11 protein-coding genes are annotated in these 18,105 nt (G+C 43.9%); 9 read left to right on the forward strand and 2 right to left on the reverse strand.

Going from position 1 to position 18,105, the window contains the following annotated elements:
• The first annotated feature begins 1 nt into the window (after position 1).
• From QFZ78_RS38745 to QFZ78_RS35685, 9 genes are all read left to right on the forward strand, one after another.
• Positions 2–271, forward strand: coding sequence for a glycoside hydrolase family 95-like protein (locus tag QFZ78_RS38745; RefSeq protein ID WP_373461157.1), 270 nt, complete (start codon positions 2–4; stop codon positions 269–271).
• 287 nt (positions 272–558) lie between these two features.
• Complete coding sequence (locus QFZ78_RS35650) at positions 559–2,865, forward strand: helix-turn-helix domain-containing protein (protein ID WP_307554461.1); 2,307 nt, start codon at positions 559–561, stop codon at positions 2,863–2,865.
• A gap of 231 nt (positions 2,866–3,096) precedes the next feature.
• Entirely contained in the window at positions 3,097–4,044 is a 948-nt protein-coding gene (locus QFZ78_RS35655) for an ABC transporter permease (RefSeq protein ID WP_373460422.1), read from the forward strand.
• A gap of 19 nt (positions 4,045–4,063) precedes the next feature.
• Entirely contained in the window at positions 4,064–4,960 is an 897-nt protein-coding gene (locus QFZ78_RS35660) for a carbohydrate ABC transporter permease (protein ID WP_307554464.1), read from the forward strand.
• Positions 4,961–5,116: 156 nt separating this feature from the next.
• Positions 5,117–6,754 (forward strand): extracellular solute-binding protein, encoded by a 1,638-nt coding sequence (locus QFZ78_RS35665; RefSeq protein ID WP_373461158.1) that lies wholly within the window; start codon positions 5,117–5,119, stop codon positions 6,752–6,754.
• A gap of 98 nt (positions 6,755–6,852) precedes the next feature.
• Positions 6,853–11,301: a X2-like carbohydrate binding domain-containing protein gene (locus QFZ78_RS35670; RefSeq protein ID WP_307554467.1), complete on the forward strand. Its 4,449-nt coding sequence runs from the start codon at positions 6,853–6,855 to the stop codon at positions 11,299–11,301.
• Between the two features lie 210 nt (positions 11,302–11,511).
• Positions 11,512–12,192 (forward strand): GntR family transcriptional regulator, encoded by a 681-nt coding sequence (locus QFZ78_RS35675; protein WP_307554469.1) that lies wholly within the window; start codon positions 11,512–11,514, stop codon positions 12,190–12,192.
• Positions 12,193–12,267: 75 nt separating this feature from the next.
• Positions 12,268–13,197 (forward strand): SGNH/GDSL hydrolase family protein, encoded by a 930-nt coding sequence (locus tag QFZ78_RS35680; protein WP_307554471.1) that lies wholly within the window; start codon positions 12,268–12,270, stop codon positions 13,195–13,197.
• A 169-nt stretch (positions 13,198–13,366) separates the two neighbouring features.
• Entirely contained in the window at positions 13,367–14,368 is a 1,002-nt protein-coding gene (locus QFZ78_RS35685; protein WP_307554473.1) for an aldo/keto reductase, read from the forward strand.
• A gap of 94 nt (positions 14,369–14,462) precedes the next feature.
• Here QFZ78_RS35685 and QFZ78_RS35690 read toward each other — a convergent pair whose 3' ends face one another.
• Together QFZ78_RS35690 and QFZ78_RS35695 are read right to left on the reverse strand one after the other, a co-directional pair.
• The gene (locus QFZ78_RS35690) at positions 14,463–16,106 is read right to left on the reverse strand and encodes a response regulator transcription factor (RefSeq protein WP_307554475.1); all 1,644 of its coding nucleotides are present in this window, start codon (positions 16,104–16,106) and stop codon (positions 14,463–14,465) included.
• Positions 16,099–17,931 (reverse strand): sensor histidine kinase, encoded by a 1,833-nt coding sequence (locus QFZ78_RS35695; RefSeq protein ID WP_307554477.1) that lies wholly within the window; start codon positions 17,929–17,931, stop codon positions 16,099–16,101. Before QFZ78_RS35695 ends, QFZ78_RS35690 begins: the two co-directional genes overlap by 8 nt.
• Between the last annotated feature and the right edge of the window lie 174 nt (positions 17,932–18,105).

Consider the following 18,105-nt stretch of genomic DNA (forward strand, 5'->3'; position numbering starts at 1 on the left):
AATGCTGCTGCAAAGTCATGCCGGAGAAATCAATTTGCTTCCCGCCCTGCCAAAGAAATGGCATACAGGTAAGGTTTCAGGACTTCGGGCCAAAGGAAATATAGAAGTTGATATCGTCTGGGAGAACGGTGAGTTGATGGAAGCCACTATTCAAGCATTCTCAGCGGGTCAAACCTTTCTGCGCTACCGTGAACTAAGCGTTCCGCTCGTTCTAACACCAGATTATGTTTATAGAATCGACAAGCAGTTGAACGTGACTCATAAGGAATAAGGAAATCTGTATGGTCAACGACCCAATTGTACCTATGCGATAATGCCCTGTATCTATATAATCAGTCGTGTAGTAAGCGCTATCATATAGATAAGGTACAGTTTACATGGGCTGCAATTCGGAGGTTGAAGTTTTGAATTCTAAAAAACAAGCACGCAAACACGCCATTTACGGTCGTCCTACGAAAATCAGAAAAGACCCGACTAGGGGTTTTTTTTGTTGAAGAATCGTGCTAACTTGTTAAAGAACGTATTCCGAAACCTCCAAAATGGAAGGGAGAACTGCCAGTGCCCAAGTATTCCAGATTATTTCGAAGGTTTCTGATCTCTTATATCGTTATTTTGATCATCCCCAGCATAGCGGGCTATATGTCATACCGTACTTCGATCACTGTCACGCAATCGATTTCCATTGAGAATAATGTGACGCAGCTTCAAAAGAGCCAACAGATTCTGGAACGCAGAATGGCCGAAGTTGAAAGTTTTACGAGACAATTGGCTTTAAACCAAGACCTTAGTGTCCTTTTGAACGAAAAATTGGTAGATGATAAAGCAAATGTGTATGGGATCTGGAAAATAACGAGAGATATTAAGGCCTACAGCCAAACGAATGATTTTTTGAAGCATTTCTATATTTATTTGACTAATTTTAACGTCGTTGTGACGCCAGGCAATGCTTATTTTCGCCCTGAGCATTATTATCAGACTTCGCATTACAGCAATCTTTCCTTGGACGAATGGAAAAAAACGGTATTAGAAAAAATGCATAGAAGCGAAATCATGCCGCTGAGACCGTTTGTGAATAACGGAACACAAACCTCAGTCATCACTTTTATGCAATCGCTCCCATTAGACAGCTTTAGTGATTCTTCTCCGGCTACAGTTGTCACCATAATTGATGAACAAACGATCAACAGTGTTTTGTCTGGTTCAAGAGATCCGAACGGCGGCTGGACGCATATTAGCGATACGCAAGGACATACCATTAGTTTGCAGGGGATCAGTCAACAGGAAATGGATCAATTATCCGCGGATAACCGCTTCGATAAAGGGAAAGTCAGTCAATTCTATGATGACGATCTCGTGATAAGGATTCAATCCAAATCAACGGGGTGGGTATACAGCACAGGCATTCCAAAGCACGTTTTAATGGAGAATGCGAATAAAATCAAATACATCACTTGGTCGGTGACCGGCGTTGCTATACTGATCGGGCTTTTTGTTGGTTTTATGCTGTCTTATCGAAATACGGCCCCGATCAATAGGCTGCTTAGTGTAATGAAAGAGCAGTTTGGCAAGGATGCTACAACAGAGCGCAATGAATATGATTTCTTGCAGGGCAATATATCCAATATCATTACCAACAACAAGCGCCTGGAGTCTGAGCTTAATCGGCAGCTGCCATTAATTCGCGATGCCTTTTATAAAAGGTTAATTGCGGGAGAGTTTCAATCCAAGGATGAATTGATTTCTGCTGCCGCGCAGGCGGATACTGGACTAAATATGAATGCCGGATATACGGGTATTCTGCAAATCAATGGATACTCAGGCATGGAAAGCGTTGAAATTCTCAACGAACTGAATGCGGCCAGACTCATCCTGAAACAGATTTTACTTGATTCAGGCAGCCGCCTGCATGTTCATATGACGGATTTGGGTTCAGATCGCATCGTAACCCTTTTTACGGTAGCAGAAAAGGATGAAGGTGAAGAGGTTGGCAAGGAAGATATCGAGCAGCTCGTGGCTAATCTCGCTAATCTGGCCTTTACCGATTATCGAATTACCATTACAGCAGCACTAAGTGATCCCTTTTCCTCTGTCATGGAGATCAGCCGTTCCTATGAGCAAGCCAGACAGGCATTAGAATACGCTGTATATATGAATAGAAAAGGAATCGTTTGGTACAGGGATACCCGAATAGAGAGTAACACTTATTATTATCCAATTGACGTTGAGCTGCGATTAATTAGTACGATTAGGGCTGGCGATGTGGATGAAGCCGAGCGGATCGTCAAGTCGATGATCGAGCAAAATACGGAAAATCGAGAGCTTTCTGTGGAGATGAAGCATCAGTTCATCGGAGAAGTGAAGGGAACGCTGCTTAAATTACTCGACCAGAAGGCTCTCATGGAATCCCCTATGTTTGAGAAAATCAAAAATCGGATCATTAGCATCCAGGCCACGGAAGCCATAGATCTGATTTCGCGTGAAATCAATGAGATTATCTCAGCCATGTGCGGTCTCATCACGAGTAAAAAGAACGATGCACACATTAAAACAGTGAAGCAAATTAATGAATATATCGCTGAAAAGTATTCAGATCCTGATCTAAACCTATACCGGATAGCTGAGATCGTTGAGCGTCCAGAAAAATACATCTCCCAATTATTTAAAGAGGTAACGGGGACGAATTTATCCGATCATTTGGAAAAAGTTAGAATGGACCACGCAGCGAACCTTTTAAAAAGAAACCAGCATAATGTGGATGAAATCGCTTCGCATGTTGGCTATAACAGTTCACATTCCTTCCGAAGGGCATTCAAGCGAGTTATGGGCGTATCGCCAAGCTCGTTCAGACAGTCTCTAGAAGAATGAAAATCCTAATCGCTTAAGCGGTTAGGATTTTTTCTGTCATAAATGGCTGTAGCGGGAAAAATGGCCGTTCGAATAGGAAAAATGTCCGCTGAATTCGGGTTATTTGTTCGCAAAACGACGCAATTGTACCTATACGAGGGCCGCAATAGACCCCTATAATCAGCCATATAGAAAGCGCTATCATGACTTCGTGAGAATTTAGGGGGGAGCATTTTGGAAAAAGGAATTGAAATCGAACGCAGCCGAGTGGCACCAAGAGAGCATGGACGCCTCCTCTTAGCAGCGACAAAAAGTTTTAGAAAACACTGGCAATTGTATCTTATCGTGATTCCGCCTGCCTTGTTTTTCCTTATTTTTAAATACTATCCGATGTTGAATGCCATCCTTGCTTTTAAGGATTACAACGTTACGAAAGGGATATGGGGAAGTCCTTGGGTGGGATTCAAACATTTTCAATTGTTCTTTGATAATCCGATTTTCTGGACGTTAATTAAAAATACACTCCTCATTAGCGGATACTTGTTAATTGTCGGGTTTCCAATTCCAATTTTGTTAGCCTTAGCTCTTAATGAAATACGCAACGGAAAATTTAAGCGGTTTGTTCAATTGGTTTCGTTTGCTCCTTATTTTATATCCACCGTCGTTATGGTATCGATTATCATGCTTTTTCTAGCGCCGCGCCTAGGCTTTGTTAATGTTGCGATGAATTATTTCGGACTGGGATCTATCAATTTTCTCGGTGAACCCGGCATGTTCCGTTCGATCTATGTGTGGTCGGATATTTGGCAGACGGCAGGCTATTCGGCTGTTATCTTTTTGGCTGCGTTAGCTGGAGTCGATCCTTCGCTTTATGAGGCAGCCAAGGTAGATGGCGCTTCACGGTTTCAGAAAATCCGTCATATCGACTTGCCTGGCATCATGCCAACCATCACGATCGTTTTCATTTTGAATGTAGGGAGTGTTATGTCGCTTGGCTTCGAAAAGATCTATCTGCTGCAAAATCCGCTGAACAAGATAAATTCCGAAGTGATTGCCACTTACGTGTATCAAATAGGTTTATTGAACGCGAACTATAGTTTTGCTACTGCGGTTGGATTGTTTAATTCCGTAATCAATTTAATTCTGCTCGTTGGTGTCAATATGGTAGCAAAGCGATTATCGAATACGAGTATCTGGTAAACAATGGAGGAACCAAACGATGAATACGATGAAAACGACGATCAGAGAATCGGTTGGCGATAAACTATTTTTGATTAGCATCTACGTGATACTGAGCCTCCTTTTAGTTATCGTCTTATATCCGCTTATTTATATTTTTAGCAGCTCGTTCAGCAGTCCGTCGGCGGTAACTTCAGGCCGTGTGTGGCTCTGGCCGGTAGAATTTTCCATCAAGGGATATGCAACTCTCATCGAAAATCCGAAAATTGTGACAGGCTACGCCAATTCTCTTTTTTATACGGCTGCCGGAACGATCATCAGTGTAATGCTTACGATCATGATTGCTTATCCATTATCACGCAAAACTTTGTTCGGAAGAAATTTGCTTATGATGCTAATTACATTCACGTTGTTATTTAGCGGTGGATTGATTCCTACTTACTTAGTAGTGAAGCAGATGGGGCTAATCGATACCAGATGGGCCTTATTAATTCCTAACGCGATATGGGTATGGCAAGTGATCATTGCGAGAACATTCTTCCAATCCTCGATTCCGGATGAATTAATTGATTCGAGTGAAATAGATGGATGCAGCGATCTCAGGTTCATGTGGAGTGTTGTGGTTCCGTTATCGAAACCAATCATAGCTGTTCTGTTCTTAATGTACGCTGTGGGTCAATGGAATTCTTACTTCGATGCCCTTATTTATCTCAAAACCGCCAATCTGTTTCCGCTGCAGCTCATTTTGCGCAGCATTATCATCCTTAACAACAGCTCAAATGCCACAGATGCTTTGAAACAGGTAGAAAGACAGCAGTTGGCTGAGCTTTTGAAATATTCACTGATCGTCGTGGCAACGCTTCCTGTACTGGTCATCTACCCGTTTGTGCAGCGCTACTTTGTTCAGGGGATGCTGGTAGGTTCCGTAAAAGGGTAAGTGAAAGAGGGATAACCAGATCTACTGAAGAATTGAAAGGGGTGATTGACTACAAACATAGCGTCTACGGATTAAAGATAAGCAAGCTAGTTAATTCAAAAAAGGGAGCGGATTCATTTGAAAAGAAGATCGGTTAGTAGCTTGGTTTTCATCTTGATGTTCAGTATGGTTCTAGCCGCATGTTCGAGTAAAGAGGAGACTCCGGTATCGTCGAATCCGTCAACAGGGACAGCATCGCCAAGTGCTGCACAAGTGGCTAAACCCGTAGAAATAAGCGTCTTTGCTCAACAGGCTAACGACATGGATTTGAAGACGAACCTGTTCACGAAGCATTTGGAAACCAAATTTAACGCGAAGTTTAAGTTCGAAATCATCCCTTATGATGGGGCCAAGGAAAAGCGGCAAATCTCATTAGCGAGCGGCGATTATCCAGAGGCGTATATGTTAACGGCCTATATCGACCAATTCTCTCAAGCCGATCTTCTCAAGTTCGGTAAGCAGGGCGTTCTGCTTCCATTGAATGATTTGATCGACCAGTATGCACCCAATATTAAAAAGGCGATGGAGAAGGATCCGACACTCAAAAGCTTCATCACGGCTCCAGATGGAAAAATATACGGACTTGGCTCCTATACGCAATGCTTCCATTGTTCCTACCCGAATAAAATGTGGATCAACACAAGCTGGTTGAAGAAATTAAACCTTGAAATGCCGAAAACGACCGAAGATTTCAAGAAGGTGCTTCAAGCTTTCAAGAAGAATGATCCGAACGGCAACGGTAAAGCAGATGAAGTTCCGCTTAGCGGATCGATCGAGGATTTCGGTGTGCGTGTCATACCGTTCCTGATGAACGGCTTCATCTATAATGACGACCGTAATTACCTGAACTTAGTTAACGGTAAAGTGGATACTGCGGCCAATAAGCCGGAATGGAAAGAAGGACTTTCCTATATTAAATCCTTGTACGACGAGGGCTTGATCGATCCAGGTGCTTTTACACAAAATGCCGAAGCATTTAAGAAAATTGGCGAGAATGCTGGAGGACAGATCCTAGGTGCAGGCGCGGGCATGCATCCAGCCATCTTCGTTAACATTGATAAAGGAAACAAAAATTCAGCCGATTATAATCCCGTAACTCCGCTCAATGGACCGCATGGTTCATACGCTACTCATGATGGAGGCGGCTTAATACCGGGTGCGAAATTCGTTCTTACGAATAAGGCCAGCAAAGAATCACAAATCGCGTTGATCAAAATGGTTGATTATATGTATACGACAGAAGGACAAACGAATGCTGCTTCGGGTATGGAAGGTATCGATTGGAGAAAACCGAAAGAGGGCGAAGTGGCTCTTGGCAAGGGAGTTACCCCTCAAATTGCAACGATTCCAGCTATAGACGGGCAGCCTCCTCGTAATGCCGGATGGAGCGGTATGGGACACTTCTACCAACCGCAGGAGTACAGAGATAGCTTCGTACAAGGAACGGATGTCTACGACTCAGCAAACTATGAGCGCAGATTGTATAATGCGACACTCTTGTATCAAGGCCATGAACCGAAGGAACTATTCCCGATGTGGGCAATTTGGATTGATCCGGCACTCACAGACGAAGCGAGCATTCTACAAACCAACATTAAGAACTATGTTGACCAAAGTGCGCTTCAATTTATTACAGGGAATAAAGACTTGACCAAAGATTGGGATGCCTATGTAAAAGGATTGGAAAATTTGAAAGTAAACAGGTACCTTGAAATTTTGCAAAAGGCATATGATGCTGCAGGTTTTAAGAAATAACGATCGATGAGGAAGAGGCCAGGTGTTTGTTTTGAAAAAAAGCACCTGGCTTTTTTTAAGTGAATTTAATATCAAAGGGGATGTATGATGTGGGATATATGAGTAAGAAAACTAGGTTGTGGCTTCTGGTTTTTATTTTCTTTATCACTTTGTTTGCTGTCTTTATTCCGAAAGGGCAACTCGCACAAGCAGCCGATAATGGGTTAGCGCAAAAACCATACATGGGCTGGAGCAGCTACAGCATGCAAGTGTATCACAGCGGAAATTGGATTACAGCCGCACAGATTATGGCTCAATCTGACGCAATGCATGAGATTCTGCAGCCCCATGGCTACAATTATATTAACGTAGATGCAGCCTGGAATGGGAGCATGGATGAATATGGACGCCCACAACCAAGCACCACTTTGTATCCGAATGGTCTTAGTGAGGTCATCAATCATGTACATAACAATGGGCAAAAGTTTGGTCTCTATTTCATACCAGGGATGTCTCCGCAAGCGTATGATGCCAACTTGCCGATTTATGGTTCTTCCTGCCATGCACAAGACATCGTGGTACTTCCATTAACTACGTCGGATTATTGGAATATAGGCTATAAAATTGACTTCTCTAAGCCATGTGCTCAGAGCTACATAAACTCCATTGCCGATCAGATTGCATCCTGGGGTGTAGATTTCGTGAAATTTGATAGCGTTACGCCGGGCTCCGGACATAATGATACGTCGATTGATGCCCGTGATGATGTTAAAGCTTGGTCTCAAGCACTAGCCCCGCACGGTATTTGGTTCGAGCTATCATGGGCGCTGGATATTAATTATGTGGATACCTGGAAGAAGTATGCGAACGGATGGCGTATTGACTGGGATATTGAATGTTATTGTGGAACAGCGGGATTAACCAATTGGGCCAATATCGCAAGGCTATTTCCGCGAGCTGGAGAGTGGTGGCGCCACGCAGGTCCAGGCGGATGGAATGATTTCGATTCCTTGAATATCGGTAACGGCGCTATGGATGGCATCACAAAGGATGAGCGGCAGACAGCGATGACTTTCTGGGCCATTTCGTCGGCCCAATTATATACAGGCAATGACTTAACCAACCTGGATGAGTTCGGTATTCAGCTGTTGACGAACGATGAGGCAATCGCCGTCAATCAGGCCGGTAAGCCGGCACATCCCGTATCCCTCGCATCCGAGCAGCAGGTCTGGTATGCGAACAACGGTGATGGAACCTATACTGTTGGATTGTTTAACCTGGGAAGCTCGAACGCGACGGTCAACGTCAATTGGAGCGATATCGGTTTAAGCGGTGCAGCCTCTGTGCGGGATCTATGGAGTCATAGCGAACTAGGCGTGTTTAACTCCAGCTTCAGCTCGGTTGATTTAGCTCCTCATGCTTCTCGTTTGTTGAAGGTTACTTCGCAAGGAGGCGTTTCCTCGATCAATGATGATGATACGGGAATATCCTACACGGGCGATTGGCAGCGAAATAGCAACAGGGGATTGGGTGCTACTCAGAATCTTGCAATCACCGTGATCGACTCATTGGCACAAAACAGCACGATCAGCCCTTCTACCGGGAGCTTTGATAAAAATTTAACCGCTCAGGCGGATGTAACGACGATGATGACGTTGAATGGAAATACACTAAGCAGCATAACGAATGACGAGGCAACCTTGGTGCCGGGCACTGACTATACGGTATCGGGCAACGCGGTAACGGTCAAGAAAGAATATCTTGCCACTCAACCGGTCGGAACTACGCAGCTAACTTTTACTTTCAGCGCCGGAGCTAGGCCGATTCTGGCCATTGCAGTGAGTGACACCTCTCCTAAGAACAGTACGATCCTTCCATCGACTAGAAATTTTGATAAGAAGGTATCGCTGCAGGCGGATGTTACAACTACGATGCTACTAGACGATAATCAGTTTAGTGCTATAACAAGTGGTGGAACACCGCTTGTATTAGGCACTGATTATACGGTATCTGGCAATACGGTAACGATCAAGAAGGAGTACCTAGCCACACAACCGCTCGGGACAACGAACCTGCTTATTTCCTTCAGCGCCGGAAATCCGCAGACGCTTGCCATTGTTGTAAGCAACACCTCTCAAGGCGGTTCAATTGCAATCAATAACGACGACTCAGGGATTACATATTCGGCCGCTTGGCAGCGTAGTACGAATCGCGGGCTTGGCGATTATTTGAACGATGTACATTTCACCGAGAGGAATAACGAATACTTTGAATATGCTTTTACCGGATCGGGCATTGAAGTGATTACAGAAATGGATTCATCTCAAGGCGATATGGATGTATACGTGGATGGTGTATTTAAACAAACGATTAGCACGTATCATTCGAGCCGATTAGCCCAACAACCGGTCTATGGAATATCAGGACTACCCAGCGGTCCTCATACGATCAAGGTTGTGAAAAAATCAGGTTCTTATATGCTCATTGATAAATTGCGCGTTCTCATCGCTGAACTGATTAATCCTGTTACGGGGAGCTTTGATAAAAAGCTAACGGCACAGACCGATGTAACGATTACTCTGACGCCAGGCAGCTATACCTTCAGCGGCATGGCTAACGGAGGTACCACATTGGTTGCAGGTACCGACTACACATTATCGGGTAACGTCGTAACGATCAAGAAGGAATACCTTGCGGCTCAACCCATTGGTTGGACAGATCTGACCTTCTCCTTCAGTGGGGGAGCTACCCAGAACCTTCCAATTCAAGTAAGCGACAGCTCGATGACGATTACGCCGGTTTCTGTTAACGATAACGATCCGGGCATTGTTTACAGCGGCTCTTGGGGGTATAGCAACAATCGGGGACTCGGAGATTATAACGATGATGTTCATTACTCCGAGGCTAACAATGATTACTTTGAATATGCCTTCACGGGAACGGGTATTGAATTGATTACGGAGAAGGATGTTTCGCAGGGCGATATCGATATTTATGTAGATAACATATTCCAGCAAACGGTGGGTACATTTAATGATAGTCGGTTAGTCCAACAAAGCGTATACAGTATTGCGGGACTGCCGGGCGGTCCTCATACCATCAAGGCAGTGAAGAAATCAGGGACTTTCATGCTGTTGGATAAATTGATCGTGACTCCATCAGCTGCGGGAAGTACGGTTACGGGAAGTGTGTATAGACAGGTGTCAGCACAATCGGTTCAAGTAGAACTACCTATTCAGTCGATCCAGTTGACTCCGTCGACTGCTTCGGAAATGACAGAACAGACGGTTCCCACATCCCACGGCGCCACGGCTAGCATCAATGATGATAATGCTGCCATTCATTATTCTGGATCATGGGGATATAGCAATAATCGAGTATTCGGGGATTATCAGAACGACGTTCATTACACCGAGACGAACAATGACTATTTTGAATATGTCTTCAAGGGAACGGGCATTGCGTTGATCACCGAGAAGGATACTTCGCAGGGCGATATCGATATTTATGTTGATGATGTATTCAAGGAAACCGTGAGTACTTATCATACCAGTCGATTAGCACAGCAAACGGTGTACAGCATTGCAGGATTGCCAAGTGGTTCTCATACGCTTAAAGTTGTGAAGAAATCGGGAACCTATATGCTGCTGGATAAATTAACGATACTTGTAGGCGATCTGATGAGTCCGGATACAGGCAGTTTTGACAAAAAGGTAACTGCACAGGCGGATGTGAGTACAACGTTGTCACTTGGCGAGTATGTACTTGATCGAATCAACAATGGCCGAACTACCCTAGTGCCAGGCACCGATTATACATTAGTAGGCAATACGTTAACGATCAAGAAGGCATACCTTGCAGCGCAGCCGGTGGGAACTACGAATCTGACGTTCGTCTTCAGTGGGGACTATCAGAATGACGTGCATTTTACAGAAACGAACAACGATTATTTCGAATATACCTTTAAAGGAACCGGAATTGCAGTTATAACGGAAAAAGATGCTTCACAGGGTGAAATCGACGTTTACGTGGATGATGTTTTCAAACAAACGGTGAACACGTATAATGCGACGCGGTTAGTCCAACAAACGGTGTACAGTATTTCCGGTCTTTCAAATAGCGTGCACACAATCAAAGTCGTGAAAAAATCAGGCAGTTATATGCTGCTGGATAAATTAAGCTTTACGGTTGCACAGGTACCTTCAACAGCTGCCGTAATGACGACTGGGGTTTCAAAGGTCAAGAATACAAGTGCAACCATTGCCGGAATAGTAACGGCTGATGGGGGTACTGCTGTCACAGCGCGAGGAATTGTGTACTCATTAGCACCTTCTCCTACACTAACCGGTGATGGATCAACCAAAGTATCCTTAGGCTCTGGATTAGGCCAGTTTAGTGAGAAGATAAAGAATCTGAAACCAAATACGACGTATTACGCCAGAGCTTACGCGACCAACGCAGCGGGAACGAGTTATGGGGCTGAAATTACCTTTATAACAAGTAAGAAATTAGAGAATCAGGATGGAAATGGAGATGATGATCAGGATGATCAAGAGGATGGTGAGTAGGACAATCATCCGAATGAGCATGAGAACCAACATCACTAAGTCCAATTAAATATCCAACCCTTTGTGGCAAACAAATTTTTTCTAAGAGTTACGCTATAGGTATCCGAGATATCGAGCCCTTCTTGTAGTCAAGGGAGGGCTCGATATTTATTATTTGATAACCCTCGATCATACATGATATGTTAAGTGTAAAAAAGGTGAGGGTATCCTATGGGCAGTAAAATTAATCGTGTTAATTTAACCGAAGAAATTTATCGGATTGTCAAAGAAGATATTTTATCTCATAAATTGAAGTCCGGTGAAAAAATAAACATAGATCAATTAGCGCGCGCTTTAGAAGTAAGCAACATTCCGATTCGTGAGGCCCTATCCAGATTGCAATCGGAAGGGTATCTGAATGTCATTCCTTTTAAAGGAATGTTTGTTAATATGATGAGTGTCAAAGAGTTGGACGAATTATTTGAAATTAGACTGCAGCTTGAACCACTTGCCGTTGAAAAGGCTGCGCTTCTTATACCAGATGATATACTGGAACGGCTGCAAGAAACCATGAATTCCCTTCAAACTCAGCAATCATCGGAAGCTACTAATGGTCTGGGGACAATTAAGGAAATGAACATGTCTTTACATGGTACTATTCTTGCCTATTGCGAGAATACCAATTTGCAGAATTTAGTTAAAGGGTATATTGAACAGATTCAAAGATATTTAACATACATCCAATTGCATTTAGATATCAATACCACGAATGAGGAATGGTCGGAACATAATGCGATCTTACAGAAATTAAAGCAGCGAGATCCCAAAGGCGCATCCGATGCCATGTCCAAGCATATTAGTAATTCCCGCAAAAGAACGAATGCTCACTTTATGAAAGCTGGTAGTAACTAGTCGAATTTTAGAGGTATTATAGCAATCCTCTACGTTAAATATCATACATGATATACGATAAAAAGGAGAGTTGATATGACTCAAATCGAAGGAGAGGAATCACGGTTGACTGGTGGTAAAAGAATCGTTTTTCTTGGGGACAGTATTACAGATGAAGGGACGTTTATTGCTTATTTGGATGCTTATTTTGGGCAGCAAACGCCCGACATACCTCTTACATTCATAAATCTTGGCGTAAGCAGTGAGACAGCCTCTGGATTAACCGAGGCCGATCATCCATTTCCACGTCCTTGTATCCATGATCGATTAGCAAGAGCGCTACAAGAAAGCAAACCGGATTGGGTTGTTGTGGGATATGGAATGAATGATGGCATCTATTCTCCATTCGCTATAGAACGGTTTCAAGCTTATCAAAATGGCATACTTACCGCCATTCGGATGATCCATCAAAGCGGGGCAAAAGCCATCGTCATGACGCCTCCGCCTTTTGATCCCGAATCTATGAACGCGAATGTTCTTTTGCCCGATGGTCAGAAAGACTACAGCTACAAGGAGCCATATGCAGGCTACAATGATGTCGTTAAATACTATGCGAATTGGCTGCTAACGCTAGATTCAACAGCGGATGAAGTCGTGAATATCTACGACCCACTTCTTCAGCATAGAGAACAAGAACGCGAAATGAACCCCGGCTATCGTTCCGTTGACGGTATTCATCCCAACTCAGATGGTCATTGGGTGATGGCTAAAACGCTTTTAAGTCGTTTATTTCATATTACGTTGGAACAGAAGCCGGATTTCGTAGAACTACCCGATAAATCGCAATTATTTCAATTGATCCTGCAGCGTCAACAACTATTAGGCTCGGCATGGAAAGAACATGTAGGTCATACCAATCCTAGCAAAAAGGATGCTTTGCCACTGGAATTAGCATTGAAAAGAGGCGAAGAGATCACCAAGCAAATTCGGATGATCGCCGCGAAGTCCCAATTTAATCAAACTTGACCAATTTGAAGATCAAGTGATATGATCACCATATATCCAAGTAATTCGACTGAATTACATAAAAGGTTCAAGTCAACCAGACAACAGGAGACTTCCAGCTCATTCAATTGAAACGAGTAGGGAGTCTTTTTTGTCTTTATAATCGATCCAGGATAAAGGAGATGTTGATATGAGTATTGGACAAAGAAGGTTAGGAAGGACGGGTTTGAAGGTATCGGAAGTGAGTCTGGGCACGATGGCTTTCGGTCGATGGATCGATCAGAAAGCGTCTGCGGACGTGCTGGATACAGCGCTAGAATCAGGTATTACGCTGATTGATACAGCTGATGTTTACGGCTCGGGCATGGATAAAGGCAATCCGCTTGAAACCGGTGAATCAGAGACGATTCTTGGCAATTTGCTTGGCGCCCGCAGGCACCAGATCGTGCTCGCAACCAAAGTACATGGACGAGTCGGACTTGGACCTAATGATGCGGGTCAAAGCAGATATCACATTCAGCGCGCGGTGGAAAACAGTCTGAAGAGGTTGCAAACAGACTATATTGATTTGTATCAAGTACATAGATTCGATGAAGAGACTCCGCTTGAAGAAACGCTCCGCACGTTAGACGATCTCGTTCGGCAGGGGAAAGTGCGATACATCGGAGCATCGAATTACGCTGCTTGGCAAATTGCCAAGGCTCATGGCATCTCTGCACAGCTTCGGCTTGAACGCTTCGAGAGCGTACAGCCTGAATACAGCATTATCGCTCGTGGTATCGAACAGGAGTTAGTGCCGTTTGCAGTATCTGAAGGGGTAGGTGTTATTGTATACAGCCCACTCGGACGCGGGCTGCTGACAGGAAAGTATAATTACGGCGGGCAGCCGCCAGCTGGAACACGCGGCGCAGCAGGTGAGCAGCGGCTCAAGACGCTGTTAGAACAGGAACGTAATTTCCACATCGTGGAGCAGTTAAAGCCAGTCGCGGAACGCAGAGGCTGGACACTCGCTCAGCTTGCGCTGAATTGGGTTCTGAGTAAACAAGGAATCACATCAGCGATTTTGGGGGTTTCCAAGCCGCAGCATATTACGGAGGCTCTGCCTGTCATCGGTGAAAAGCTTAGCTTGGAAGAGTTGAAAGAAATTGATACGATAACGAGCGGCGTTCAATTCGAGCTAGTTGGAAGATAAGATCCGATAACTATCCCAGTAAGACGTGTTTCTCAATTGAGCACGTCTTTTTTCTTGTATGACGACGGTATCCGGAAAGTGATTTGGAAATAATTTAGTCCAGCACCCTTTGTACTCGTTGGACACCCATGTGTTTTTCCTGAAATTCACCGGGCGGCATGTTATAGTGCTGTTTAAATACGTGGGAGAAATGCTTGACGCTGACGTAGCCGACTTTATCAGAAACATCATATACTTTTACCGGAGGAACGGCTTTCAGCAGCTTGGCGGCTTGCTCCATTCGGACGCGTGTCAGAAATTTGATGTAGGATTCCTGCACGGTTTTATGGAAGATTTGGCTTAAATATCCGGAGGAAATACCTAGTTTCTCAGCTAATAGAGCTAAGCTCAACGGCTCGGTGTAATTGGCGTAGATATAAGCTTTGACGCGGCTGACAATGTCTTGTTCATTGACTGGGTTCGTTTCCTCAGTTCTTCCTGAGGCAAAAAAAACTAGTGTTTCGCGGAATAAGATAAGGGTGGATTCGACAGTCCATTCCACACTCATTGGTTGACAACTCTTCTGGAGATGCCGGAATGCTCTCTCCAAGACTTCTCCTCGATGTTCTTTCGTTCCTTTGGCAAGTTTTCGTATTAAATAAATGCCAAATTTAAGTATGCTGGATACGTTGCAGGCTTCCATTTTGTCGACATACTGGTTAATCGCCATAGAGTAAACGATTTCGTTATGATCAAGTAAAGCGAATTGGATGGAGGACAGCGTATGGTCAAGCAGGGTAAGGCGCTGCAGCTCGCCATTTAGAGCAAGCTCATCAAATAGTGTTGGCTCCTCAACAAAAAGGCGATAGTGAAGAGTCTTGCTGGCGATTTGGTAAGAGGTTTGCAGATGAAATAACTCGGACTCAAAGGAACCTAGTGCGCCAGATACCGTGACTCCTGTATTCGTCAGCATCACGTTGGATACTCTCTCATACAGATATTGACATTTACTCTTGATGTGATTTTTGTCTTCACCGGTCATTAGGACGCAAGTGTTCTGCTCTTCATCCAAGAATACAAATCCCATTCCGCCGTCTTCCTCGGATAATTCGCTCACGATTTGATTCAAAATAAATCGGAAAATCGATATATCGCTGAAGGGAATGCCCTTCTGTGCAAGTTGATCCTCGTCCAAATCAAGCACCATAATCATACCTTCGGTTTCAATCAATTGCACCTTCATGCGAAATACAAGCGGATATAACGCTTTAATCTCCACGCTGCTATCGCTTACCAAGGCTCTCAAAAATTGCTTCACCACTTGGTTTTGACTATCTTTGCTGACGTTCTTCATAGCCCGAAAGGCAAGCTCCTCACGGGATATCCGCTCCAATTGATCGGTAATCTGCTTGATCACCTCGATCAGCTCATCTTTGACCACCGGCTTCAGCAAGTAACTGTGAACACCATACCGGATCGCCCCCTGTGCCATAGAGAATTCATCAAAACCGGAGAGAATCAAAATGATCGGTGGATTCTCCGATTGGGATAATCTGCGGCACAGCTCTATCCCGTCAACCACAGGCATTTTGATATCGGTAATAACGAGATCCACCCGCTGTTGCTGCAGCTTTTCCCAAGCTTCTTGACCGTCCATGGCCTCGTCGGCAACTTCCCAATCGAGATGATGTTGGCTAACATGCAGCTTCAAATATTCACGTACCAACGGTTCATCGTCAACGATCATGAGTTTATACATCGCAGCTGCTCCTCTCTGGCCCATAAAGGGGCAAATTGATCCGTACAGTTGTTCCTTCATTTAGCACGCTGTCCACGGTTATCCCGTAATCGGGACCATATTTTAGCTTAATTCGCTTATTCACATTGATAAGACCAATACCCAGACCATTACGAACTGGTTTTTCGGGTAAAAGCTCTTCCATCTCTAACCGCTTCAGTTTAAGGCGGAGCTGAGCCAATGTCTCGGGACTCATACCTTTCCCTGTATCTTGAATGGTGAAAAGTAACTCTTCTTCCTTCGTTTCACTGAACACCCTTAGGGTTGTTTTCTCGCGCTGCGCTTCACATCCGTGGATGACTGCATTCTCTACAACCGGTTGAAAGAGCAGGGCAGGGATGAGCAGATCATAGAGCGCAGGGTCAATCTGGATCGAATAGTCGAGTCTTCCCTCATAACGGCTGCTTTGGATGCTCAGATAAGCTTGAAGAATTTCAATCTCACGCTGAAGGGGGATTTCTTTGTCCCACATGGTAATGCTGCGCATCAAATCGCTTAATTTGTGGATATGATCAACGGCTTTTTCATGCTTGCCTGTCTGCATCAGCATCGATATCATGTTCAACGTGTTGAAAATAAAATGAGGCCTGATCTGGTTATATAAAGCTTGAACCTGCGCTTCTTTTTGCAACAGTTCCGTTTCGTACACTTTTTTGACGAGCTGCGTATTCTCTTCCAACATCTCGCTTACTCTGGCGACAAGTCGATTAAATGAGGTGCCTAAGTATCCGATTTCATCTCTTCTAAGGTCGGGAAAACGAACAGATAAATTGCTTTGCTCTACTTCTTTCATCAAATGTACAATAGTTAATAGCGGCGCCAGAAGCTTGCGTATAAACCAATAAAGCAAGATAAAAGCTAGGGCTGAACAAACCAGCGCCATCCAAAAGCCGAAATTTCTTGTTTCCTTGGCCTTATGATTTAACTCTGTCAACGAGCTTACGGCAAGAATGGTCCAATTTGATCTAGGTAAAAGAGTTGCATTCAGCAAATAAGGGGTGTTGTTATCTTGAATGGATAGCATGTTCTTACCGCTTTTTTGTATAGCTTCATAAAATTTCTGGGCATTCAAATTCTTCGTATTGCCGTAAATCACATTGTGTTTCTCATCGATAATAAACAAGCCTCCATCAATACCCAAGTTGACCTTATCGCAGATGACTTCAATGCCTTTGTAGTTCGCATCGACTTTAATAACGCCAAGTATTTTCTCCGTATTACGTGTACTTCTAAGCTGTTTGACGATGGAGAATACTTTGGGGCCTTGGTTTTTCACCATCTGCTGGGTATGTGTCGGCACGAAAATGGAATCTTGCGTTGTCATGGCTTGCTTATACCAGTCGAATTCTTGAAAGCGGCTTTTTGTGTCAACGCTGATAGGAATTCTTCCACTGGTATACACATCATCCGTTAATATAAACACACGATTAATATCTTTGCGGGGATAAATCATCATTTCTTCCAAATACCCCTCGATCGTGCGGCGTTTCTGCAGAAGTTCATATTCGGAGTTCTTCGGATTATCTTCTATGGCTTTCATGACGCTATCATTCATATAAGGCGACAAGGAAAGCCGAAACAGATCGTCAAGGTACGTATCGATATTGTAGGAGACCTGCTCAATAATTTGCCCAACTCTATCGGAGGACTGCGCTTCAAAATCCTTCGTATACTTGGAATAGGAAAGGATCGATTCTAAGTAAACGGATCCAAGAATGAAAAGTGCGGAGAAGACAAGCAATTTTCTCTTGATGCTCCACTCACGGTAATTTTTCCATCGATACATATAATCTCCCCCTGAATTTAGTGTAAACGCTGCCATATCAGAGGGCAATTTGTTTTTTCACGATCTGTAAAAATCGTACCTTGATTTAAAAATGCGGTGTATCACGTCGATTCAATCCACCTTATGATAAACATGTAACCAAGAATAAAGTGGGATACGATAAAGGGAGGATAT

It is taken from the genome of Paenibacillus sp. V4I5 (genome assembly GCF_030817255.1).
Lineage (GTDB): Bacteria > Bacillota > Bacilli > Paenibacillales > NBRC-103111 > Paenibacillus_E.

Bases quoted from the DNA above. Each gene is read 5' to 3' on its own strand.
- QFZ78_RS35695 (WP_307554477.1), bottom strand. From the start codon at position 17,931: ATGTATCGATGGAAAAATTACCGTGAGTGGAGCATCAAGAGAAAATTG.
- QFZ78_RS35680 (WP_307554471.1), top strand. From the start codon at position 12,268: ATGACTCAAATCGAAGGAGAGGAATCACGGTTGACTGGTGGTAAAAGA.
- QFZ78_RS38745 (WP_373461157.1), top strand. From the start codon at position 2: ATGCTGCTGCAAAGTCATGCCGGAGAAATCAATTTGCTTCCCGCCCTG.
- QFZ78_RS35690 (WP_307554475.1), bottom strand. From the start codon at position 16,106: ATGTATAAACTCATGATCGTTGACGATGAACCGTTGGTACGTGAATAT.
- QFZ78_RS35660 (WP_307554464.1), top strand. From the start codon at position 4,064: ATGAATACGATGAAAACGACGATCAGAGAATCGGTTGGCGATAAACTA.
- QFZ78_RS35665 (WP_373461158.1), top strand. From the start codon at position 5,117: ATGTTCAGTATGGTTCTAGCCGCATGTTCGAGTAAAGAGGAGACTCCG.
- QFZ78_RS35675 (WP_307554469.1), top strand. From the start codon at position 11,512: ATGGGCAGTAAAATTAATCGTGTTAATTTAACCGAAGAAATTTATCGG.
- QFZ78_RS35670 (WP_307554467.1), top strand. From the start codon at position 6,853: ATGAGTAAGAAAACTAGGTTGTGGCTTCTGGTTTTTATTTTCTTTATC.
- QFZ78_RS35685 (WP_307554473.1), top strand. From the start codon at position 13,367: ATGAGTATTGGACAAAGAAGGTTAGGAAGGACGGGTTTGAAGGTATCG.